General features: G+C 62.5%; 20 protein-coding genes and 1 pseudogene. 3 read left to right on the forward strand and 18 right to left on the reverse strand.

The window, feature by feature from the left end:
* Positions 1 to 32: 32 nt before the first annotated feature.
* The 3 genes and pseudogenes from J2Y41_RS14485 to J2Y41_RS14495 all read right to left on the reverse strand — a co-directional run bounded on the left by J2Y41_RS14485 (position 33) and on the right by J2Y41_RS14495 (position 2,695).
* Positions 33 to 1,246, reverse strand: a pseudogene (locus J2Y41_RS14485) (acetyl-CoA acetyltransferase).
* Positions 1,243 to 1,941, reverse strand: a complete 699-nt coding sequence (locus J2Y41_RS14490; protein ID WP_309929491.1) for a CoA transferase subunit B — start codon at positions 1,939 to 1,941, stop codon at positions 1,243 to 1,245. The pseudogene J2Y41_RS14485 and the gene J2Y41_RS14490 overlap by 4 nt, the downstream one beginning before the upstream one ends.
* 37 nt (positions 1,942 to 1,978) lie before the next feature.
* Positions 1,979 to 2,695 (reverse strand): CoA transferase subunit A, encoded by a 717-nt coding sequence (locus J2Y41_RS14495; RefSeq protein WP_309929493.1) that lies wholly within the window; start codon positions 2,693 to 2,695, stop codon positions 1,979 to 1,981.
* A gap of 176 nt (positions 2,696 to 2,871) precedes the next feature.
* Between J2Y41_RS14495 and J2Y41_RS14500 the strand changes: the two genes are divergently transcribed.
* On the forward strand, positions 2,872 to 3,657 hold the full coding sequence (locus J2Y41_RS14500; RefSeq protein ID WP_309929495.1) for an IclR family transcriptional regulator: 786 nt from the start codon (positions 2,872 to 2,874) through the stop codon (positions 3,655 to 3,657).
* Positions 3,658 to 3,723: 66 nt separating this feature from the next.
* Here the strand turns inward: J2Y41_RS14500 and J2Y41_RS14505 are convergent, their stop codons facing one another.
* Entirely contained in the window at positions 3,724 to 4,296 is a 573-nt protein-coding gene (locus J2Y41_RS14505; protein ID WP_309929498.1) for a GNAT family N-acetyltransferase, read from the reverse strand.
* Between the two features lie 204 nt (positions 4,297 to 4,500).
* Between J2Y41_RS14505 and J2Y41_RS14510 the strand changes: the two genes are divergently transcribed.
* Entirely contained in the window at positions 4,501 to 4,875 is a 375-nt protein-coding gene (locus J2Y41_RS14510; RefSeq protein WP_309929500.1) for a VOC family protein, read from the forward strand.
* 93 nt (positions 4,876 to 4,968) lie between these two features.
* On the opposite strand, the gene J2Y41_RS14515 is transcribed toward J2Y41_RS14510, so the two are convergent.
* The gene (locus J2Y41_RS14515) at positions 4,969 to 6,741 is read right to left on the reverse strand and encodes a cytochrome c biogenesis protein DipZ (RefSeq protein WP_224166183.1); all 1,773 of its coding nucleotides are present in this window, start codon (positions 6,739 to 6,741) and stop codon (positions 4,969 to 4,971) included.
* Between the two features lie 245 nt (positions 6,742 to 6,986).
* Between J2Y41_RS14515 and J2Y41_RS14520 the strand changes: the two genes are divergently transcribed.
* Positions 6,987 to 7,664 carry a fasciclin domain-containing protein gene (locus J2Y41_RS14520; protein ID WP_224095024.1) on the forward strand — a complete coding sequence of 226 codons (678 nt, stop codon included), beginning with the start codon at positions 6,987 to 6,989 and terminating at the stop codon, positions 7,662 to 7,664.
* Between the two features lie 103 nt (positions 7,665 to 7,767).
* Here the strand turns inward: J2Y41_RS14520 and J2Y41_RS14525 are convergent, their stop codons facing one another.
* The 13 genes from J2Y41_RS14525 to J2Y41_RS14585 all read right to left on the reverse strand — a co-directional run bounded on the left by J2Y41_RS14525 (position 7,768) and on the right by J2Y41_RS14585 (position 22,850).
* Complete coding sequence (locus J2Y41_RS14525; protein WP_309929503.1) at positions 7,768 to 7,953, reverse strand: hypothetical protein; 186 nt, start codon at positions 7,951 to 7,953, stop codon at positions 7,768 to 7,770.
* An 11-nt stretch (positions 7,954 to 7,964) separates the two neighbouring features.
* Positions 7,965 to 9,986 (reverse strand): BCCT family transporter, encoded by a 2,022-nt coding sequence (locus J2Y41_RS14530; protein ID WP_224095027.1) that lies wholly within the window; start codon positions 9,984 to 9,986, stop codon positions 7,965 to 7,967.
* Positions 9,987 to 10,023: 37 nt separating this feature from the next.
* Positions 10,024 to 10,161, reverse strand: a complete 138-nt coding sequence (locus J2Y41_RS14535) for a hypothetical protein (protein ID WP_224166185.1) — start codon at positions 10,159 to 10,161, stop codon at positions 10,024 to 10,026.
* A 284-nt stretch (positions 10,162 to 10,445) separates the two neighbouring features.
* Positions 10,446 to 11,252 (reverse strand): IclR family transcriptional regulator, encoded by an 807-nt coding sequence (locus tag J2Y41_RS14540; RefSeq protein ID WP_224095032.1) that lies wholly within the window; start codon positions 11,250 to 11,252, stop codon positions 10,446 to 10,448.
* A gap of 191 nt (positions 11,253 to 11,443) precedes the next feature.
* Positions 11,444 to 12,325, reverse strand: a complete 882-nt coding sequence (fdhD, locus tag J2Y41_RS14545) for a formate dehydrogenase accessory sulfurtransferase FdhD (protein ID WP_224166186.1) — start codon at positions 12,323 to 12,325, stop codon at positions 11,444 to 11,446.
* Positions 12,313 to 13,647, reverse strand: coding sequence for a molybdopterin molybdotransferase MoeA (locus tag J2Y41_RS14550; RefSeq protein WP_396133544.1), 1,335 nt, complete (start codon positions 13,645 to 13,647; stop codon positions 12,313 to 12,315). Before J2Y41_RS14550 ends, fdhD begins: the two co-directional genes overlap by 13 nt.
* A gap of 26 nt (positions 13,648 to 13,673) precedes the next feature.
* Positions 13,674 to 14,891, reverse strand: a complete 1,218-nt coding sequence (fdhA, locus tag J2Y41_RS14555) for a formaldehyde dehydrogenase, glutathione-independent (protein WP_224095036.1) — start codon at positions 14,889 to 14,891, stop codon at positions 13,674 to 13,676.
* 142 nt (positions 14,892 to 15,033) lie between these two features.
* Entirely contained in the window at positions 15,034 to 15,456 is a 423-nt protein-coding gene (locus J2Y41_RS14560; protein WP_223947734.1) for a heme-binding protein, read from the reverse strand.
* Positions 15,457 to 15,604: 148 nt separating this feature from the next.
* Complete coding sequence (locus tag J2Y41_RS14565) at positions 15,605 to 17,923, reverse strand: FdhF/YdeP family oxidoreductase (RefSeq protein WP_224166187.1); 2,319 nt, start codon at positions 17,921 to 17,923, stop codon at positions 15,605 to 15,607.
* Positions 17,878 to 18,717, reverse strand: coding sequence for a methylenetetrahydrofolate reductase (locus tag J2Y41_RS14570; RefSeq protein WP_224166188.1), 840 nt, complete (start codon positions 18,715 to 18,717; stop codon positions 17,878 to 17,880). The genes J2Y41_RS14565 and J2Y41_RS14570 overlap by 46 nt, the downstream gene beginning before the upstream one ends.
* 2 nt (positions 18,718 to 18,719) lie before the next feature.
* Positions 18,720 to 19,610 (reverse strand): bifunctional 5,10-methylenetetrahydrofolate dehydrogenase/5,10-methenyltetrahydrofolate cyclohydrolase, encoded by an 891-nt coding sequence (locus tag J2Y41_RS14575; protein WP_224166189.1) that lies wholly within the window; start codon positions 19,608 to 19,610, stop codon positions 18,720 to 18,722.
* Positions 19,607 to 20,233 carry a cyclodeaminase/cyclohydrolase family protein gene (locus tag J2Y41_RS14580; RefSeq protein WP_309929513.1) on the reverse strand — a complete coding sequence of 209 codons (627 nt, stop codon included), beginning with the start codon at positions 20,231 to 20,233 and terminating at the stop codon, positions 19,607 to 19,609. Before J2Y41_RS14580 ends, J2Y41_RS14575 begins: the two co-directional genes overlap by 4 nt.
* A gap of 124 nt (positions 20,234 to 20,357) precedes the next feature.
* Positions 20,358 to 22,850: an FAD-dependent oxidoreductase gene (locus tag J2Y41_RS14585; protein WP_224166190.1), complete on the reverse strand. Its 2,493-nt coding sequence runs from the start codon at positions 22,848 to 22,850 to the stop codon at positions 20,358 to 20,360.
* Between the last annotated feature and the right edge of the window lie 19 nt (positions 22,851 to 22,869).

Raw genomic sequence — 22,869 nt, forward strand, 5'->3', positions numbered from 1 at the left:
CTCTAAACGCGCACTACTGCGACTCAGATGGGCTAAAGGGACTCAAGGATGCTGACGTAGTTGGCGATGCCCACTCCGCCCATGTTCTGGACGGCGCCCCGCCGCGCATTGGGAAGCTGCATGTCGCCGGCGGTCCCCGTGAGCTGCATGGCCGCAATGACATGCTGCGACACTCCAGTTGCGCCCACAGGATGCCCCTTCGCCTTAAGGCCTCCAGATACGTTCACGGGAAGTTTGCCGTCCTTGTATACCCAGCCCTCCTGAACAGCGCGCGAGCCCTCGCCGCGGGGAGTCAGGCCCATGGCCTCGTACATGATGAGCTCGGCGATGGTGAAGCAGTCGTGGACTTCGGCGAAGTCCAGTCCATCGATGCCTACGCCCGCCATGCCCAGCGCGCGCTCCCACGATGCTCGGGTGGCAGCGAATTCGGTGGGATCGCGCTTCTCCGCGGGGAAGAAATCGTTCGCATGACCGAAGCCAGCCAGCCGCACCGGGGCGGTTGTGCCGCCGGTAGCCGTAGCTGAAATCACGACGGCGGCCGCACCGTCCGAGACCGGCGAACAGTCCGTGCGGCGCAAGGGTTCGGCAACCATCGGGTTCTTGTCCGAGATGGTGCGGCAGAATTCCTCGCCAAAGTCCCGGTGCATCTGGGCGTAAGGATTGTCCATGCCATTGTGGTGGTTCTTGGCTGCAATGGAACCGAGGACATCGCCCAGGCCCCGGGGTAGTTGGCGGCGTCAATGCCCGTGCCGTACCGCTTCCCGTAGTGCTTCGCCACCTCGGCGAACAACCCCGTGAACCCTGTGGTGGAGGCCTTGCCCGCCATCTCGTACGACGCACCAAGCAAAGCCGCCCCCACGACGTCCGCTCCGGCGTCGGTCATTTTTTCCGCGCCGATCACCAAGACATTGCGGGCAGTTCCAGCGAGCACAGCCTTCACGCCTTGCTGGAACGCCGCGGAACCGGAGGCGCAAGCGTTCTCCGTGCGCGTTGCAGGGACATTGGCCAGGTCTGCGGAGAGCTGGAGGGCCAAGGACGACGTGAAACCCAGCGGTTGCATGCCCGAGTTGAACTGGCCGAGGTAGATCTCGTCGATGTCCTTCGGTTCCAGCCCCGAATTGCGGATTGCTTCACCGGCTACCTGGACGATCAGGGACTCCAAAGTCTCGTCCGTGAGTTTGCCAAACTTGCTATGGCCCCACCCGGTGAGCAGGATGTCCTTGCCGAACTGGTCTTTCAGGCTCATGCGTTTACTCCTTCGAGGGTGCTTTCTTCTTCAGACTCGAGCGCAACAGCGAACTCGGCTTCGGTCTTACTGCGTATCTCTTCCACGGTGACGCCCGGGGCGAGGCGGGTCAGCAGAAGTCGCGTGCCGCCGTCGTGGTTTTCCGGGTCCGGCGCTATGTCGAAGACGGCGAGGTCCGTGATGATCCGGTCAACGCACTTGAGCCCCGTGAGCGGCAGTGTGCATTCGGTGACGATCTTGGCCGAGCCGTCCTTGGCGTTGTGCTCGGTGAGGACCACCACCCGCGGCGTCCCGGCCACCAGGTCCATCGCACCGCCCATGCCCTTGACCATCTTGCCGGGGATGGTCCAGTTGGCGAGGTCGCCGCTGCCGGACACCTGCATCGCGCCCAGGATGGCCACCTTTACATGCCCGCCACGGATCATGCCGAACGAGGTAGCGGAATCGAAGATGCTGCCTCCCGGGGTGATGGTCACGGTCTGCTTGCCTGCGTTGATGAGGTCGGCGTCTTCCTCGCCCTCGTACGGAAACGGGCCCATGCCGAGCAGGCCGTTCTCGCTCTGGAGGACAACCCGCACGCCATCGGGCAGGTTATTGGCAACCAGCGTGGGGATGCCGATGCCGAGGTTGACGTAGTCGCCGTCGTTCAATTCTTCAGCCGCAATGGCGGCCATCTGGTCTCGTGTCCAAGCCATGATTGTGCTCCTTGTTCCTTAAACCGTTAGCGCTTCTTTAGACCGTTACCGTTTCGCGCCGGGGGCGGACTGTGCGCTGTTCGATGTCCTTAACCCGTGCGCTGGCCTGCACCAGTCGCTGGACGTAGACGCCTGGAGTGACGATGTGATTGGGGTCGAGCCCGCCGGGCTGCACAATGACCTCCGCCTCAGCGATGGTGACGGCGCCGGCTGTTGCCACCACCGGGTTGAAGTTCCTCGCCGTGTAGCGGTAGATCAGGTTTCCATCAGTGTCCGCGGTGTGCGCATGAACCAGCGCGACGTCGGCGGTGATGGCGCGCTCGCGGACGTAAGTCACGCCGTCGAACTCCTCCAACGGCTTGCCCTCGGCAACCAGCGTGCCCACGCCGGTCCGCGTGTAGAAGGCAGGGATGCCGGCGCCGCCCGCACGGAGGCGTTCGGCAAGGGTGCCTTGGGGAGTGAACTCGACGTCGAGCTTGCCGGCGAGGTACTGCTCGGCGAAAAGCTTGTTCTCGCCGACGTAGGAAGCGATGACTTTCCTGACCTGGCCTGCCTCGATCAGCACACCGAGCCCCTTGCCATCCACGCCCATGTTGTTGGAGACGATGGTGAGATCCTTGGCGCCCGACTCACGGACCGCATCGATCAGGTCGGCGGGGATGCCACTCAGGCCAAAACCCCCGACGGCGATCGTCAGGCCGTCTGCCATCAAGTCCTGGAGCGCTTGGGTTGCGCTGGCGTGCATCTTCGACATGGGAACTCCTCTTTGAGTGTTCGTGGTGGACGTATCCACTTTGTGGACTTGTGACCTGTAGAGGAGCCTAGGTTTCATTCCACCTAGGGTCAACGACCAGACTGCTTGGCTACTCACGGTGTGGACTGTAGGCTCAATGGTGTCCATATTGTGGATGAATCTTCAAAGGAGCACCTGTGCCGGAACAGAAATCCACGCAAAACCCAGTCCAGGGCGCCCAGGTCGTAGGCCGGGTTGCCCTGCTGCTGAGGCTTGTTGGGCGCAAACCCGAGGGGACATCGTTGGCCGGGTTGGTTCGGGAATCAGGGCTGACGCGGCCAACAGTGCACCGGCTGCTGACGTCCCTTGCCGCGGAGGGTTTGCTGGAGCACGATTCAGCCGCCGGGAAGTGGGTTCTGGGGCCGGAGATCTTCCTCCTTGGATCGGTAGCGGCGGCGCGCTTCCCCATGGAGGATATTGCCCGGCCCAGCCTGCGCCGGCTCGCCGCGGAGACTGGCGAGAGCGCGTTCTTCTCCATCCGTCGCGGCAACGAAACCGTCTGCGTGTTGCGCGAGGAAGGCTCGTTCCCGGTGAGATCCTTCGTGCTGCATGAAGGCGTACGTTTTCCATTGGGAGTTGCGTCGGCAGGGACTGCGATCATGGCTTTCCTGCCCGCCGATGAGCAGGAAACCCTGCTGAACGACTGGCCGGCGCACGCTGGCGACTTTGCCGTGGGACACCCGGTCGACGTGGTTCGGGACAACCTTGAACGCACCCGGCTCACGGGCTACTCGGTAAATCCGGGGCTGATCCTTGAAGGAAGCTGGGGGATGGGCGCAGCCGTCTTTGACCAACAGGGGCGCCCCGCATGGGCCCTTTCCTTGACGGGGATCGAACCCCGGTTCCGTCCTGATCGACAGGAATTCCTCGGCAAATTGCTGCTTGAGGAAGCTCACCGGATGACCGCGAAACTGCAAAGCTGACCCAACTGAGTCGCATTTGTGCGCGTTTTGACGGCTCTAAACGTGCTCTAATGCGACTCAGTTGGGTCAGCGCAGGTCCAGGCGCATGAGTACCCTGGGGAAACCGTTGAGGACAGACGTTGTCTCTGCCACCTTTGTGAAGCCGGCTTTCTCGAACAGTCCGCGGGTCCCCACGTACGCCATGGTCAAGTCCACCTTTCTGCCCTTGTTGTCCACGGGATAGCCCTCAATGGCTGGCGCGCCGTACTCGCGGGCCATCTCGATGGCACCCTCCAACAGATGATGGGAGATGCCCTTGCCTCGATGCCCGGGTCGCACCCTGATGCACCAGACAGACCAGACGGCGGCGTCGTCCACATGTGGAATCTTCCGGTTCGTTGCGAAGCTGGTGTCGGCCCGGGGGTGAACGGCAGCCCACCCAACTACTTCGCCGCCGTCGTAAGCGAGAACGCCTGGCGGCGGATCCTCCGCCACCAGCTTTTCCACGAACTTTCCCCGTTCCTCGCGCTGGAGCGCAAGATTTTGTTTCGAGGGAATCCGGTAGCTCAGGCACCAGCACACGTTGGCGTCCGGACGTTTGGGGCCGACGATGGTTTTCACGTCCTCGAATACCGTTGCCGGGCGAACCTCGATTGCCATGCCGCCCATCCTGTCACCGCCGCCCAACTCTTCGCTAGACTGGCGGACGTGATGACCGGATCGGGCACCTGCCCTGCACGGATTGGCTACCCGGCCGAGCTCTGACGCCCTCTGTCAGCCAGAGCGATGGTGTCCCGCGCGCTCCTCCCTGTGGGTCGATGAATTTCAGCCCATCGATTTTAAACCCATTTCCAGGAGTCATGCATGCCCGCACATTTCAACCACACCATCATCGCGTCCATCGATCGCGCCGTCTCGGCCGGGTTCTACAGGTCCATCCTCGAAGCGGACGAAGCACCCGGTTGGGGACCCTTCACCAACCTGACCTTGGCTGGCGGCGTAATGCTCCAATTCGCTCAGCCCCCGGTCGAGATCCAGATGCAGCATTATGCCTTCCTCGTTGACGACCAGCATTTTGACCGTGCCTACCAGCGGCTGGTGAGTGCCGGCGTCGAGCATTGGGCGGATCCTCAGATGACCCGTCCAGGCGAGACCAATACGGAGCACGGTGGCCGCGGTGTCTATTTCAAGGACCCCTCTGGCCACGCGCTGGAGCTGATCACGAAGCCGTATTTCTAACGATGAAGCGGAAGCTGGATAGGGGGCCGCGGCGTGGAGGGCATCGCGAAGCGGGCACGGCCCCCTATCAAGCTTCCACCTTCGAGGCGCACCCTATCCGAACGTGAAGGAGTACGCCTGGATGCCCTGCGGGACCTTGACCTCGAGCTTGCCCTCGCGGATTTCGGGGTCGTCCACGATCTGATGTAGCGTGGGCGTCCCTGAGACCGCCACGGACGTGGTCTTGCCATCGCGGACAACATCGATCATGCCTTCACCACTGACCACGATGTACACCTGTTTGGCGTGGTAGTTCAGGGCAATAGAGGAGCCGGCGCCGGCAGGAGTTATGGATTGTGTTCCGAGATCCCACGAACCTTTCAAGGAAAAGCTGTCACCGGGCTGGTCTGCCGGTACTGTATACAGCCCAACCCCGGCTTTATAGGGTTCCGTGCCCGCATAGTTGACCTTCTTGGTGGTGCCCAAGTACGTCTCCGGAGTGGTGGCACCTGCTACCGGGCCGTCGTCGGACGCTTCAATGGGCGCGGGGAGCGCCGCTGAAGGGTTGGCCTCTTGCAGGAGTTTGCGGATCAGTTTCTCAGTGGTCTGGTAGCCGCCCTCGCCGAATTTGATGTGCCGGACTGTTCCCTCGGAGTCGATCAGGTAGTGGGCCGGCCAGTAACGGTTGCGGTAGTTGGTCCACGTGGACAGCGTGTTGTCGATGGCTACGGGGTATGTGATGCCCAGGTCCATCGCGCCGGACATGACGTTGCGGGTCTCTTTCTCGAACGCGTACTCGGGGGAGTGGATCCCGATGATTTCCAAGCCGGAGTCCTTGTACTTGCTGTACCAGTCCGTGAGGTGCGGAACGGAGCGCTGGCAGTTGATGCAGGAGTAGGCCCAGAAATCCACCAGGACCACCTTGCCCTTAAGGTCCTTCAAGTTCACGGCCTGGCCGCCAGGGGTGTTGAACCATTCCTGGATGCCCTTGATATCCGGCGCTATGCCGCACGATTCGAGCTCGGTGGCACCGTTGCTGCACTTGTCCAGTTCACGGTTTTGGTCATTTACCAGTCCACCAAGATCGAGGGCCTTCTTCACGGCCTCGTTGTCCTGAACCTGTTCTTGGAGTGTGGAGGTGTAGTCGGGCACTAGTTTCTGCAGGAGCTGGGGAAGGTTGAACACCAACCCGATTGCCAGGGCGATCATCATGATGCCACCGGCTATGCGGATCTTGCGCTGGTTCTTGCGAAACGCCTTGACCCGCTCTGCGACGCGACGCCCAGCCAGCGCGAACACCAACAGCGGAACGGCCGCCCCCACGGCAAATGTCAACGTGAGGACGATAGTTTCGGGGCCCACTTGTCCCGTGGCACCGGCCACGGCAATGGCGGCAAGCACTGGTCCTGCACAGGGGACATAGACGACGCCGAGCGCCAGTCCCAGCACCAGCCCACCGTTCTCAGTACCAACCTTTCGCTGCGGGATCCAGGAGAACGGCTTCTCCAGGATGTGCTGGAAGCGATCGAAAATCAGGCCGCAACCAATCAGCACCAGCACCACCAGCCCGATCCATCGAAGCAGGTCCTGCGGCAGGTTCACCAGGGTCAGCAGGAACGAACCAACCAGCGTAAAGGTGCTGAAGCTGATGACCAGGCCCAGGATCACCAGGTACGGGCGCAGGCCCGCCCGCCGTCGCTGCCTGGACCGGGTCTTAAGATCGACGGCGGATGGCGGCACCTCTGTTACCGCGGAGCTGGTTGGAGAGCCTTTGCGTGCACCCTGAACACCTCCGGAAAGAAAGATGACGGGCAGGACGGGCAGGATGCAGGGCGAGATACCTGTAATCAACCCGCCCAACAGGCCGATAAGTGCTAGTTGCAGCATTGCGTCTCCCAACGTTCGCCGGACCGGCCCTTAAGGGTGCCGGCTCCGGATATCTGTAGGCAGTTCGGAGCCGCAGCCGCGATGGCTTGGTTTAAAAACTTTTTCAATCCGCACCCATCCACGCCGGTGCGACCTCCGAATAGCTGGTGAGGCACAAACCGCCGGCAACGCAGATGCAGCGCCGGGGAGCCAGTGCCCACACCCAATGGACCCAATGCCCTGGTTCCACGAACAAGGAGAATGACATGTTGTCCACAAAGCGCCCCGCCCTCGCCTTCGTTGGCCTCACTGCCGCCGCCCTTCTCGGACTCACCGCTTGTGGTGGTTCAAGCAGTTCCAGCACACCTTCGTCGTCGTCCGCCGCCCCGGAGATGACGTCCGCGGCACCGTCGCCGTCGGCTTCATCCATGACCAGTGCCGCCATGGATCCCGCGCGTGATCTTGTTGGCCCCGGCTGCGCCGGTTACGCCGCACAGGTTCCGGATGGTGCCGGTTCGGTAGTGGGAATGGCCCAGGACCCGGTGGCCGTTGCCGCTTCGAACAACCCGCTGCTTAAGACCCTCACTGCCGCTGTTTCCGGCAAGCTCAACCCGAAAGTGGACCTGGTCTCCACCCTGAACGGCAGTGAATTCACAGTCTTTGCACCTGTTGACGATGCTTTCGCAAAGATCGACCCCGCCACGATTGAAACGCTCAAGACGGACGATGCCCTGCTGAGCAAGATCCTCACCTACCACGTAGTCCCAGGCCAGCTGACTCCGGACCAGGTGGTCGGAACGCACAAGACGGTCCAGGGTGGCGAAGTGACGGTTGGCGGTAGCAAAGATGCCCTCACAGTTGACGGAGCCAACGTGATCTGTGGCGGCGTCCACACGGCCAACGCAACGGTTTACCTGATCGACTCCGTGCTGATGCCCAAGTAACCCGATGCCCAAGTAACCCGCCAATCCGCAAACAAAAAGCAGGCGCCGGAATCTGAACTGCTCAGATTCCGGCGCCTGCTTTTTTGAGTCTGGAAGTGAATGGTTAGCGCTTGCCCAGGTCGCTATCGACGTAGGAGCCCTGGACCGTGGCGGTGGTTCCACAAGTGCAACCACCGTCGACCTGGAGCTTGACCGTTACGGGTTTCGTTGCATCCAGGGTGAAGCTCACGCTGTCCCCGGAATCGCTGGAGACACGCAGGGTGCTTTGGTGTTCATGGGTTTGCGACATGGCGGGATACCTTACTTGTCGGTCGGCTGGGTGCGGGGAGGCTGAACCGTGGGGATGGTTCCGGTCGGAGTTCCCCCGGGACAGTCGGAATCCGGGCAGTCTTCCGCACACTCGTGCCTGGTGACCAGATCGAATTGAACGCCCCGATGTTGTTCCACGCCCGTACGAATCGCACGTTCAACAACGGATGTCGCCAAGCGCTTCCGCAGTGACAGAGGATCACGGCGCAGATCCTTCGTCAGGGCGAAACAGAGGAGCAGCATGACAATGACGAACGGCAGGGCGGCAACAATCGTGACTCTTTGGAGCCCGGCCAATGCCTCGGATGGTTCGTCGCCGCCGGCCAGGAGCATAACCGCTGCTACTGCACCGGTAAGGCTTCCCCAGAAGATCACTACTCCGCGGCGGGGATGTTCGGCTCCGTTGGAGCTGAGCGACCCCATGACGATGGAGGCTGCGTCGGCACCAGTGATGAAGAAGATTGCCACCAGCACCATGGCCAGCACGATCACTGCTGCGGTGGCCCAGCCGGGCATGCCCAGGTTCTTGACGAGATCGAAGAGTGCGCCGTCGAAATTGACGGAAGGCACGCCGTTGGTCATGGTCACCAGGCCGGGTGTGCCGGCCTTGTCAGCTTCCTGCTGGACATGGAAGGCAGCTCCACCGAAGATACCGAACCAGATAACGCTGACGATGCTTGGCACCAGCAGGACGCCGGTGACGAACTGGCGGATGGTCCGGCCGCGGCTGATGCGCGCAATGAACATGCCGACGAAGGGCGTCCAGGAGATCCACCAGGCCCAGTAGAAGATGGTCCAACTGGTCATCCAGCTACGCAATGCTTCGTCCCCGACCGCTTCGGTCCGGGACGACATTTCTGCCAGGTCCCTGGCGTAGTCGCCGATTGCGGAAGGGATCAGGTTGAGGATGAACAGGGTAGGGCCGGCAACAAAGACGATGATTGCCAGGACGACTGCCAGCACCATGTTGATGTTGGAAAGCCACTGGATACCACGGCTGATTCCGGAGACTGCTGATGCGACGAAGCAGAAGGTGAGGATGGCCACGATGACCACGAGTACCGGGGTGCCGATCTCGCCCACCCAGCCGTTGGAGGTCATGCCGCTGCCGATCTGAAGGGCGCCAAGGCCCAGGGAAGCGGCGGTACCGAACAGCGTGGCAAAGATGGCCAGGATGTTGATGAATTTCCCGAGGGGGCCTTCCACCATCCTGATGCCGAACAGCGATGTGAACGCTGCGGAGACCAGCTGCCTGCGGCCCAGGCGGTAGGTGCCGTATGCCATGGCAATGCCCACCACTGCGTACATGGCCCATGGGTGCAGGGTCCAGTGGAAGATCGAGGTGGCCATGGCAGTCTGAATGGCAGCAGGGGTGCGGCCGTCCACAGTGCCTGGTGGTGGCGAGATGTAGTGGTAGAGCGGTTCAGCCACGCCATAGAACATGAGCCCGATGCCCATGCCGGCGGCGAACATCATCGCTACCCAGGAGACAGTACGGAATTCCGGCTTCTCGCCGTCCTTGCCCAGTGGGATGTTGCCGAACTTGCCCAGCGCGAGCCAGAGGACGAAGACGACGAACAAAGAGGCAAGAACCATGAAGAGCCAGCCGGTGTATTCCATGACCCAGTTCAGGGCGCCTTTGGAAGATTCGGAAAGGCTGTCCCGGCCGACGAAGCCCCAGACCACGAAGGCGACGGCGATGGCGCCCGTGATTCCGAAGGTGACTTTGTCCAGCGTAAGTTTGCGGTTCCGGCGGGCGCTGACTGCCTGCTCGGTCCTGGCATGGCGCAGTTCTTCCAGGATCTGTGCGTATTCCTCAGTATCCGGGAGTGCTTCTGCGCCTTCGCCCTCATCGTCGAGGACTGCGGGGTTGGTTTCATCTGGGGAGACGCTGATGACGTCTCCAGGGTTCTCCAGACGGTTTGTCTTACGTGATGAGGGAGTGTCAGCCAGGTTATCGTTGGCGGGCAATTCCTCGGGAGTTAAAGGCTTTAAATCGCTATTTATAGCCATGAGCGGGTCCTTTGCTCGGCGAGTCATGGGCTTGGGTTTATACATGGCCCTGGAGGGTGGGGCCGGATGGAAGGTTGGGGGCTTCCTCCGGTTGGATGACCATGATGGTTGGAGCAGTATCGAGCCGCAGCGCCTCCCCGGGAGCGGGTTCACCAGTGGGGCAGGCCTTGCGCATGTGCACCTCTTTTAGTCGGGGAACGGGTTTCTGGTCGCTTTGGCTGAATCGCCTTCGTGCGTTTCGCAAGAATCAACAGTTCTCGCGCTAAGCAACAGAGTGCGCCCCGTCACAGGGCAATGTCAAGGTGTTTCTGTTCCATTTCGCGGCACCTTGACAGCGCCGCCGACATGCGCAGTCTGTTGCATATCGTGCCTACTGTTGCGTAACAAGCGATTTTCCCACCCAAAAATGGGCATGCTGATGCCAGCGGTTTGAAGCGTCGAGAAGCGGCCTGGCAGCGCCTAGCGGCGTCGGTAGCCCATTTTGGCGCTGATGGTGAAGCCAGCCTCACGGAGGGCGTCTATGAGCCCTGGGTGCTCCTCCGGGGCAAAGCGGAAGGCGGGGCCGGAGATACTCACCGCAGCGATGACATTGCCCATGTGGTTAAAGATGGGCACGGCTACCGCCGTCAGGCCGATCTCGAACTCTTCATGCACGACTGCGTAGCCGTTCCGTGCGACGTCGAGCAGCTGCTTCTCCAGCTCCGCGCGATTGGTGATGGTGCGGGGTGTGCGGGCAGGCAGGCCGACTGTCTTGAGGACCTGGTTCCGCTCATCGGCCGTCAGCGCGGCCAAAAGCACTTTGCCGCTGGACGTCGCATGCAGCGGGGTCAGGCTGCCCACCCAGTCGTAGGTGGCAAGCGTTGAGGGGCCCATGGCCTGATCCACGTTGACTGCGTAGTTGGACCGAAGCACGGCAAGGTTGACCGTTTCCTTGTACTCACCCGCAAGTGCTTCCAGTACTTCCCTGGCCTCGTGCACGACGCTCAGCCTGCCGGGGATGGAGGTCGCCAGCCGAAGGATTCCGAAGCCCAGCTGGTACTTGCCCCTCTCGCTGTTCTGCCGGACAAGCTCGCGGTTTACCAGCGAGCCCACAAGCCTGGACACCGTGGATTTATGGACGCCCATTTCGTCAGCGATTTCACTGACGCCGGCATCCCCTTCGCGTGCAAGGATTTCCAGGATTTGCAGCGCGCGGTCCACTGATTGGACGCCGCCGCCTTGGGCGTCTGCGTCCTTCTCGATGTCTGGATTGTTGCGTGGGGCCATGATGCCTCGTGTCGTTGTCCCAAGCAGGCGGCCGGGGCTGTAAAGCCCTGCCCGGCATGCTCCTCGTCTTTTCCTCATCCTAGTCCGACACGGACACGGGCCTTGAAACACGCGGGGAGTTTGTGCACAGCAAACGCACCCTATCGGCATCAACAGGGCTTTAGCTGCGTGCAAACGCGGAAAACGGGCGGTCAGAGCCCGGCGTAGACCTCCTCACGTGCTGCTTTGCGGGGGCGGATCAATCTGTCGCGTCCGGCGTAGACGTTGAGGCTGTGACCACGGCTGAAGCCAACCAGGGTCACGCCGGTCTCAGTAGCGAGGTCCGCGGCAAGGCTGGAGGGTGCGCTCACGGCTGACAGGACGGGGATGCCGGCGAGGGCAGCCTTCTGGACCAGCTCGAACGATGCACGTCCTGAAACCTGCAGGACCAAGCCCGTCAGGGGCAGCAGATCCTGGCGCAGTGCCCAGCCCACTACTTTGTCCACGGCGTTGTGGCGGCCCACGTCCTCCCGCAAACAGAGGAGCTCGGGGGTGGCGCCGTCCACCCTGAAGAGCCCGGCGGCGTGGACGCCACCGGTCCTGTCGAACACCGCCTGGGCTTCCCGGAGGCGCTCAGGCAGTTCGGCCAGGATGTCGACGGGAACCCGCAGCGGGTCCTGGGAGGGATCGAAATGAAGGGTCTTGCGGACGGCTTCGATGGAGTCCGTTCCACAGATGCCGCACGAGCTGGAGGTGTAGACGTGCCGCATGGTGTCCGGCATCTGCACGTCGGAGCGAAGCTGGGCCTCCACAACGTTGAAGGTTTGCGTTCCGTCCTTCTCGCCGGCACAAAAACGCAGGGAGATCAGCTCGGACTGGCTGCGGATGATGCCCTCGGACACCAGGAATCCGGCTACGAGGTCAAAGTCGTCTCCTGGAGTCCTCATGGTCACGGCGAAGGAGCGGCCGCCGATCCTGATTTCCAAGGGCTCCTCGGCGGCGAGGACGTCTTCCTTGAACCGCACCGGATATTCGGTACCTGTCCCGTCCAGATGGAAGCGGTGTATCTTCCGGCGCTGTGTCATCCGTGCCATGGTGCGTACCTTCCTGACAGGTTGGGGAAATCTGTGGTTGCTTGCGCCGGTGACCAGGCGCTTGCCCAGCCGCTTGTCCAGGCGCTTGCCCAGGGCAGCGGCATGACCGGGACGGGTTCGCCTGCTTCAACTCCGCCAGGGGGAACGGCCATGAAACCGTCGGCCCAAGCCAGCCCGCGCATCATGCCGGGACCCGTGTGCGAAGCAGGAAAAGCGAGCCCGTGGACGAAGGTGCAGGGGATGAGTTGTGTCCGGCCGGGACCCGGATCGACGTCCGCCGCGGACGTGAGGTGGCCAGGTGTCCGGAAAGGCCTGTTTTGGAGGGCAGCGAGCAGTGGTTCGCCGATGGTCATGAGGGCCATCATTGCGGCCAGGGGGTTGCCTGGGAGGCCGATGATGAAGCGGCCGTCCGGGAGTTCAGCCAATACTGCAGGATGACCGGGGCGCATAGCGACGCCGTCGAGCAGTAGGCGCCCACCGAGCGCGGCCACTGCGGCGCGGAAGTGGTCAGTTCCGGATTTGCCGGTGCCGCCGGTGGTGATCGTGACATCCGGGTGTTCACCTCCGGGCGGAGAGTCAAGTGCGGACAGCCACTCTTCGTATGAGTCGCCGATCCGTTGCTGGCCGCCTGGAATTCCGCCCAGCTGGGAAATCACTGCGCCGAGTTGCGGGCCGAAGGTGTCGCGAACCTGCCCCGCTGCCGGCACACCCGAGGTCACCACTTCGGAGCCGGTAAGCACGACGGCGACCCGCGGCTTGCGTTGCACCTGCAGTTCGTCGTGGCCTGCTACGGCAGCAAGGGCAATGTGGGCAGGATTAAGGAGTGTGCCGGAGGGCACGAGGACGTCGCCGGCCCGGGCTTCTTCACCGGCTGGCCGTATATGCCGGCCGGGGAGCGTCTCGCCGGGTTTCGCGTCGGGTCTCAGTGAGAGCTGCAGCCCGTATCCGGCGTCGAAGGCGTGTCCGCTCTCCTTCTGAAGTACCGCCACGGCACCTTCCGGAACCAGGCCACCGGTGGCAATAACGCTGGCTTGTCCCGGTGCCAGCGGCAGCCCCGGCGTCGTGATCTCCCACGGTCCTCCGCCATGAATGGCCCAGCCATCCATGGCAGAGGACGCGTAGTGCGGAAGGTCCTGGCACGCCGTCACATCAGTGGTCAGCACGTTTCCGATCGCGTCTGCCAGTGGTACAGACGCTGACGCAAGCGGAACAGCGCAATCGAAGGCCATCTGCCTGGCTTGGGACCACGTTGGGGCAGGCATCCGCTCGCAGGGCACGTGGGATGTTGGCGAAGTGCCGCAGAGAATTTCCTGCGCGAGCATGATGCCCCCTTCCTGGTGTTTGCGTGCTAAGCCTTCACGTAGCCGTTCGGGTTCAGTACGAACTTTGTTGCCGCACCGGCGTCGAACTCGGCGTAGCCGCGGGGAGCGTCCTCGAGGGGGATGGCTTGGGCATTGACTGCCTTGGCGATCTGGACCTTGTCGTGGAGGATGGCCATCATCAATTGGCGGTTGTACTTCATCACCGGGCACTGGCCCGTGGTGAAGGACAGGGACTTTGCCCAGCCGGTGCCCAGTGAGAGCGAGAGGGAGCCGTGCTTGGCTGCTTCATCGATTCCGCCCGGATCGCCCGTGACGTAGAGGCCCGGGATACCAAGGGAGCCGCCGGCTGCGGTGATGTCCATAAGGGAGTTCAGCACGGTGGCTGGAGCCTCGTGCGAGGCGTCCCTTCCGTGGCCCCGGGCTTCGAAACCAACCGCGTCCACGCCGCAATCCACTTCCGGCACTCCGAGGATCTGCGCGATCTGCTCCTTCGGGTCACCGTTGGAGACGTTGACGGTTTCACAGCCGAACGAGCGCGCCTGTGCCAGCCGGTCTTCGTTCATGTCGCCCACAATCACGACGGCGGCGCCAAGCAACTGGGCGCCGACGGCGGCAGCCAGACCCACAGGGCCGGCACCGGCGACGTACACCGTGGACCCTACGCCCACGCCGGCCGTAACGGCGCCGTGGAAGCCTGTGGGGAAGATGTCCGAGAGCATGGTCAGGTCCATGATCTTTTCCAGGGCCTGGTCGCGGTCCGGGAAGCGCAGCAGGTTCCAGTCGGCATAGGGAACCAGCACGTATTCGGCCTGTCCGCCTACCCAGCCGCCCATATCCACATAGCCGTAAGCGCTGCCCGGGCGGTCAGGGTTGACGTTGAGGCAGATCCCGGTCTTTTGCTCTTTGCAGTTCCGGCACCGGCCGCAGGAAATGTTGAACGGCACCGAGACGATGTCGCCCACCTTGATGAACTCGACGTCGGGACCCACCTCCACCACTTCGCCGGTGATTTCGTGGCCGAGGACCAGGTCCTGCGGGGCTGTGGTGCGGCCGCGGACCATGTGCTGGTCGGAACCGCAGATGTTGGTTGTCACCGTGCGGAGGATCGCGCCATGCGGTACCTTCCGGCCGACGTTGGCCGGGTTGACGCCCGGTCCGTCCTTGAGTTCGAACGTCGGGTAGTCAGTGTTGATGATTTCGACGACACCGGGTTCCTTGTAGGCGACTGCTCGGTTTCCAGACATGGACACTCCTTGGGCATGTGGTGATACGGAAAATGAATGCTGCCCAATTGCCCGAGAGCGGTGCTTCGATGAGGAAATACCTCCCCAGGTTTCAGGCCACCGAAGCACCATTCACGGACAATTGGACAGTTTTTTTCTTTGCTTACGGCCGGGCCGCGCCCTGAAGCTCTACTGCTGCTCCTGCGGACGCCACGGTGTGGTCGTTCTCTACCGTGCTGCCACTGACGCCGATCGCCCCGATTACAGTGCCGTCCTCCCCTCGCAGGGGGATGCCACCCGGGAACGTAATGAGTCCGCCGTTGGAGACCTCGATGTTGTACAACGGTCCCCCCGGCTGCGAAAGCTCGCCGATTGCGCCCGTGGGCATGTCGAAGTAGCGGGCGGTGCGTGCCTTCTTGATGGAGATGTCGATGCTGCCGAGCCACGCCCCGTCCATGCGGGTGAAGGCCTTGAGGTTGCCGCCGGCGTCCACCACGGCGATGTTCATTGCTGTTTCGGTTCCGCGCGCGGCGTCGCGCGCCGCAGCTAGTACAGCATCTGCTTGGACTTGGGTGATATCAGACATTGTTTCTCCATTGATAGATGTCTTCATGAGGGCAAATTGCTCTTGGTGGGCGCGGGCTCCGGCGCCTGGTCTCCTAATATCTTTGATCCAATAGGAAAGATATATCAGTCACATACTATGGCATGTATCACACTGTGTCCAGACTCATTCAGGCCCGTTCGAGCCGGACGATGACGGACTTGGACGTCGGCGTCCCACTGGTATCGGCAACAGAGTCCAGCGGTACAAGGACGTTGGTTTCCGGGTAATACGCAGCGGCACACCCCTTGGGGGTGGAGTACGAAACGATGCGGAAGTCTTCTGCGCGGCGTTCAGTTCCCTGGAATTCTGAAATCAGGTGGACCATCTCGCCATCAGCAAATCCCAGCTCCGCGATATCGGACTCGTTGATGAGGACCACCCTCCGCCCACCATGGATGCCGCGGTAGCGGTCGTCCTTGCCGTAGATTGTGGTGTTGTACTGGTCGTGTGACCGCAGCGTTTGGAGCACCAGCCTGCCGGGCGGGACCTTGATGTATTCAAGCTCGTTGCCTGTGAAGTGTGCTTTGCCTGAAGCGGTATCGAACTTCCGGGCATCGCGCGGCGGGTGCGGCAGCACGAAGCCGCCCGGGTGCTGGATCCGCTCTTCGAAGTTCTCAAAGCCATCGAAGACGGCCTCGATGTGTTTGCGGATCAGCGAGTAGTCATCACGCATCGACAGCCATGCGGCCTTGGGGGCGTTGGGCAGGCGCACGGCGCCGTCGGTGAAGAGCCGGTGGGCAAGATTGCACACAATGGCAACTTCCGAGTGGAGGTGCTCGCTCGCAGGCTTGAGGCGTCCCCGGGATGCATGGACCGCGCTCATGGAGTCTTCCACGGTAACCCTCTGGTCACCGGTCCGCTGCGTGTCCTTCTCCGTGCGTCCAAGTGTTGGGAGAATCAAAGCCCGCTTACCCGTGGACAGATGCGAGTGGTTCAGCTTTGTGGAGATCTGGACACTCAACCGTGTGTTGGCGAGCGCTTGTTCGGTAACCTCCGAGTCAGGGGCGGCACGAACAAAGTTTCCACCCATCCCCATGAAGAAGCGGACCTTTCCGTCCCTCATGGCGCGGATGGCGGCAACAGTGTCATAGCCGTGCTCCCGTGGTGACAGGAACTCGAACTCGTTGTCCAGCCGGTCATGGAACTTTTCCGGCATCTTCTCGAAGATGCCCATGGTGCGGTCGCCCTGGACGTTTGAGTGGCCACGCACCGGGCAAACTCCGGCGCCGGGCTTGCCGATGTTCCCCTGAAGCAGCAGGACGTTAACGACGTCGCGGAGGGTAGGTACTGAGTGTTTGTGCTGGGTCAATCCCATGGCCCAGCAGACGATGGTGGCGTTCGAGGCCAGGAGCCGTTCGCCTGTGGAGTGGATCTGCTCCAGGGTGAGGCCTGTTGCTTCCACGATGTCGTCCCACTCCACCTTTTCCAGGAAGCGCAGGTATTCGTCGATGCCCACGGTGTGGTCCTCGATGAACCTGTGGTCAAGGACGGTTTCCAGGCCCGGGGTATTGCGGCCCGCGGCTTCGGCTTCCAGGAGGTATTTACCGAGGCCCTGGAAGAGGGCTTGATCGCCGCCGGCACGGATTTGCAGGAAGTCATCCGTCAGCTGGGTTCCCACCACCATGCCTGCTACGTGTTGGGGGTTTTCAAAGTGCAGGAGTCCGGCTTCGGGAAGTGGATTGACGGACACGATGACCGCGCCGTTCTTCTTGGCCTTCTCCAGGGCGCTGAGCATGCGCGGATGGTTGGTGCCTGGGTTCTGCCCGGCTACGAAGATGAGTGATGCCGTCTCCAGGTCGGTCAGGCTGACCGAACCCTTGCCGATTCCGATGGTTTCCACCAGCGCGGAGCCTGAGGACTCGTGGCACATGTTGGAGCAGTCCGGCAGGTTGTTCGTGCCAAGGCCGCGCACCAGGAGTTGGTAGACGAAGGCAGCCTCGTTGGAGGTTCGGCCGGATGTATAGAAGACTGCCTGATCGGGATGGTCCATGCCCCGGAGTTCCTCGGCCATGAGGTCATAGGCCTTGTCCCATTCGATGGGCGTGTAGTGGGTGGCGCCTTCATCGAGGAACATAGGGTGGGTCAGCCGGCCCTGCTGGCCGAGCCAGTAGTCATCGCGGGTCTTCAGTTCAGCAACGGAGTGCTGGGCAAAGAACTCTGGCGTGACACGGCGCCGGGTGGCTTCCTCGGCGACGGCCTTGGCCCCGTTCTCGCAGAACTCTGCCGCGTTGCGCTTCTCGTGTTCCGGCCAAGCGCAGCCCATGCAGTCGAATCCATCGATCTGGTTGACTGCCAGCAGCGTTTGTACGCTTCGCACCGGGCCCATTTGTTCCAGGGAGATTTTCAGTGCGTTGGCAACGGCTGGAATGCCGACAGCCTTTGTCTTGGGTTTGGTGACGGTCAGCTTTGACTCGTCGATGTTTTCACGTGGGGCTTTGGAAGCCATGCGATCTTCCCTTCAAATCTGGGTGGGCGGCTGAGGTCGTTGAAGCTGTAGACGTGGATGCCGGCAAACAGCGGATGGCCGTCGAGGGCCTGATGAACTTCCCGGATCAGCCCGGAGCTGTCATAGCGCATGACGTCACCACCGCGCAGGAGTGCCTTGGCCATTCCTGTGCCGCGGGCCAGCTTGAGTGAGCGTCCCACACCCAATCGCGCACCCATGGCCAGCAGCTTCTGCACGGACACCGGCCCGGGGACGCCCACCCAGACTGGAAGCCGTGATCCGGCCCGGTGCAACTCCTGCAGGTATGAGCTGATGGATTCCGCCGAAAAGCACATTTGCGTGACCATGGACGACGCCAGGGGTGACTTGCCGGCCAGGCTGCTCCGCAACTGTTCTGCGCTCAGTTGAGGGTGGCCTTCCGGGTAGCCGGCGATGCCAAGGGAGAAATCTTCCGGGAAGGCCTTGATGTCCTCCATCAGCTGGCCGCTCCAGGAATAAGGGCCGGCAGGTACGCTGCGGTCTCCGGCAATGAGGAAAAGTTCCCGGACGCCCTCGTCATGCAATTGACGTAGGAACAGGTGCAGCTCTGCCTGGCTGGCGATGCTCCGGGCTGCCAGGTGCGGGACGACGTGGTAGCCCAGCCGGGCAAGTTCAATCGACGCAGCGACCGTCCTGGCCGGACCGTGATGCGGCAGGCAGGTCACGCTGATCATCCCCGGCGCCTCGTAGGCGGGAGGCAGTTGCCGGGCAAGGTCAGCGGAGGGACTAACCTCCAAGCGGATCGGCGTTTCCATGGCTATCCAGCGGTTCCAGAAACCAGGGCCGTCTTCTCCAGCAGCCGTGCTTGTGCCCGGGCAGCTTCAGCGGTGTGGAGGAGCAGCAACGCGGTGGTCACTGAGCCCACCCCGCCGGGTACCGGCGTCAGGGCAGCCGCCACACCAGTGACACTGGCCTCGTCCACGTCTCCCACCAGGGAACCGTCGGGAAGGACGTTCGTTCCGACGTCGATCACTACCGACGCCGGCGAAACGTGGCTGCCCGTCAGCAGCCCGGTCCGCCCTGCGGCTACAACCACGACGTCGGCGGGCCGGGTATAGCGCTCAAGCGCCCCTGATTTGGAGTGGCAGATGGTGACGGTGGCGTCCTTTTCGAGCAGCAGCAGGGACAGCGGCTTTCCCACCACAGCGGAACGCCCGACGACGGCGACGCTCCGTCCTGCGAGCGGAACCTGGAAATGCTCAAGCAGTTCCACCACGGCCTGTGCGGTTGCAGGGGCGAAGGCGGGCTGACCCACGGCCAGGCGGCCCAGGCTGAGCGGGTTGGCGCCGTCAATGTCCTTTTCCGGAGCGATCAGCCCCACGAGAGCGTCTGTTCGAACACCCGCGGGCAACGGGGTTTGAAGAATAATGCCGTTGACCGATTGCTCAGCGCTGAGGTCTTTCAACACGCTCGCCAGCACCTGTTCCGTGGCATCATGCCCAAGGTCCAGGATCCGGCAGCCTATTCCGGCGCGCTCCGCGGCGCGCTCAATGGAGCGGACGTACCAGTGCGTGGACTCGTCGTCCGTTGCCACCACCACGGCCAGTGAAGGGCGCTGGCCCTCATATTCAAGGAGGCGGGCCTCATCCTGCGCACGCTGCTGGATGAGGGCGGCCAGCCCCTTTCCGGAAAGCACTTCAGTACTCATGCGAGGATCCTTTCGCGTACGCGCTTGACGAGGGAGTCAGCTGCGAGGACCACTTTTTCCTCAAGGCCGTCGGTCTGTTCTGCCAGGCGCGAGCGGGCTTCGCCATCCTTGATGGCCACTATGTTGATGTCGATGTTGACACGTGCGGTTGTGGCTGCGGCACGGGCAGCATCTGCTGCTGCCGCGACGTCGCTGATGACATTGGGGTTGGCCATGTCAAAGAGTTCCGTGGCGAGTTCCACCACCTCACCGGCCAGGTTGATCAGCTGGGCAGGTGTGTGTGCCGCCTGGACCAGGGCATCCTGGATGCCGGCAGCGCGCGCGGCCTTGAGTTCCCCGGTCCCGGACGGGAGTTTGTACGAATCAATTACTCGTTGGAAGGCGTGCTCATCGGCGTCTGCGAGGCGCAGCGCTTCAACAATTAAATGGTCCGCGGCGCTGGTGATACGGGCAACGGGTTCTGCATGCTGCGCATACTTTTCACCCGTGGTGTACCTGGCCACCATGGCCACCAAGGCGGCGCCCTGGGCGGCGTGAAGGGCGGCGGCGGCACCTCCGCCGGGGGTGGGCTGCCGCGAAGCGAGCCTGGCAAGGTAGTCGTTGATGGTTTCTGAACTGATCATGTGTCTTCCTGGGCTGGTTGACGAAGTAAGGCCGGGCTGAAGTAGAACGGGTAAGACAGCGGCCCGGACCCCGTTGCGAGGGGATGAGTCCGGGCCGCTGGCCAACTGAAGCGTCCGCCAGGCCTTAGCCGCGGAGCCTGCTCATGGTGGGGTCGTACAGCGGGTCCTGGGTGACTGTCGCCTGGATGCGGCGTCCGAAGTATTCGATCTCCACGGAATCACCAATTGAAACGGCGGCAGGAAGGTAGGCGTAGGCAATTGGCTTCTTCACCGAATAGCCGTAGGCGGCGCTGGTGACGTAACCAACTGCCTGGTCCTTGTAGAACACAGGTTCCTTGCCCAGCACCAGGCTACGGCCGTCGTCGACCGTCAAGCAGCGCAAGCGCCGTGCCGAGCTTTCCTCCGTGCGTCCCTCAAGGGCGGCCTTGCCGACGAAGTTCTCCTTGGCCATCTTTACGGCGAAGCCGAGGCCTGCTTCGAAGGGGTCGTGCTCCGTGGTCATGTCGCTGCCCCACGAGCGGTAGCCCTTTTCGAGGCGCAGTGCGCTAAAGGCGGCGCGTCCTGCGGCAATGACGCCGAACGGCTGGCCGGCCTTCCAGAGCGCATCCCACAGGCGCTGGCCGTTGTCCGCGCTGGTGTAAAGCTCCCAGCCCAGTTCACCAACGTAGGAAAGCCGCATGGCGGTAACGGTGACGCCGCCGATGGTGACCTGCTTGGAGCGGAAGTACTTCAGGCCGTCATTAGTGAAGTCGTCGCTGCTGGCGTTGCTCATGAGGTCGCGGGCCAGCGGACCCCACAGGCCGATGCAGCAAGTGCCACCGGTGGTGTCCCGAACCTGGACCCAATCGCCGGCGCTGCCGTTTTCAGTCTGGTGACGGGCAGCGCGCTCAAAGTAGGCGGTGTCAATGTTGCCATTGGCACCCAACTGGAACGTGTCCTCACTCAGGCGGGCCACGGTGATATCGCTTCGGATTCCACCGGCCTCATCCAGGAGCAGCGTGTAGGTGACCGCGCCGGGCTTCTTGGCCAGATCACCCGTGGTCAGTTCCTGCAGCAACTTCAGGGCACCGGGACCGGATACCTCAAGGCGCTTGAGGGGAGTCATGTCATACATGGCAACTGCGGTACGGGTCTTCCACGCCTCGGCTGCGGCGATGGGGGAGCTGAACATTCCGGACCAGGCGTCGCGGGCCGGCGGCTGCCACTCGTCAGGCATTTCCTTCAAAAGTTCAGCGTTGGCCTCGAACCAGTACGGGCGCTCCCATCCGCCACCCTCAAGGAAGTAGCCACCCAACTGCTTGTGCCGGGCATGGAAGGGGCTGACGCGAAGGTTGCGGGGGGAGAGCTTGGGCTGGAGCGGGTGCAGGACATCGTAGATTTCCACGAAGTTCTGCTGCGAAGTTTCGCTGACGTATTCAGGCGTCAGCTGGACTTCTTCGAAGCGGTGGATGTCGCAGTCTCCAAGGTCGATCTGCGACTTGCCGTCAACCAGTACCTCGGCAACGGCGCGGGCGATGCCGGCAGAGTGGGTGACCCACACGGCCTCGGCAACGAAGAAGCCGTCAACTTCCTTGGATTCGCCCACCAGGGAGCCGCCGTCCGGGGTGAAGGAGAAGATGCCGTTGAAGCCATCCTCGATCTCACTTTCGCGCAGTGCCGGCAGGATCTGCTTGGTTGCTTCCCACGCGGGGAGGAAGTCCTCAAGGGTGAAGTCAAGGCGCGAAGGCATGTTGTGTTCGCTGATGCTGCTGGGCTCGTAGCTGCCCAGCTCGTCAAGATCCACAGGCATGGGGCGGTGTGCGTAGGAGCCGATTCCGTAGCGCTCGCCGTGCTCGCGGTAATAGAGATCCTGGTCCTGGTGGCGGAGGATGGGCAGCTGGGCGCCGTTGGGTAGTTCGTTCTTGCCCTTCTGGGCGGGAACCGGCGTCGTTTTTACATATTGGTGGGCAAGCGGGAGGAGCGGTACGGACATACCGATCATCTCGCCGATTTTCGCACCCCAGAAGCCGGCGCAGGAAACCACAATGTCGGCGGGGATGACGCCATCGGCGGTCTGGACGCCCGTGACGCGTCGGCCGGACTGCTCAATTCCCGTGACTTCGGTGTTGCCGAGGTACTTGACTCCGGCAGCTTCGGTCCGCTTGATCAGCAGCTGGACCGCGCGGGCGGCCAAGGCCAGGCCGTCGGTGGGAACGTGAAGGCCACCAAGGATGTCTTCCTCGTTGATCAGGGGGTAGAGCTCCTTGCATTCCTCGCGGGAGAGGATCTTGCCGTCGATGCCCCATGACTGTGCGTAGCCGAGCTTGCGCTTCAGGTCAGCAAGGCGGGTCTCCGTGGTGGCGACTTCAAGGCCTCCCACCTGGTTGAAGCAGCTCTGGCCGTCTTCGGTGAGTGAGAGCAGCTTTTCCACCGTGTACTTGGCGAACAGTGCCATGGACTTGGAAGGGTTCGTCTGGAAGACCAGGCCGGGTGCGTGGGACGTGGACCCTCCGGGCATGTTCAGCGGCCCCTGGTCCAGGACGGTGATGTTGTTCCAACCGCGGCTGACCAGTTCGTCGGCGAGGTTGGTGCCGACAATCCCAGCGCCGATGATGACAATGCGAGGCGTCGATGTCATGAAAGTTTCTCCTGCTGAA

Source organism: Arthrobacter sp. 1088 (assembly GCF_031455315.1).
Taxonomy (GTDB): Bacteria; Actinomycetota; Actinomycetes; order Actinomycetales; family Micrococcaceae; genus Arthrobacter.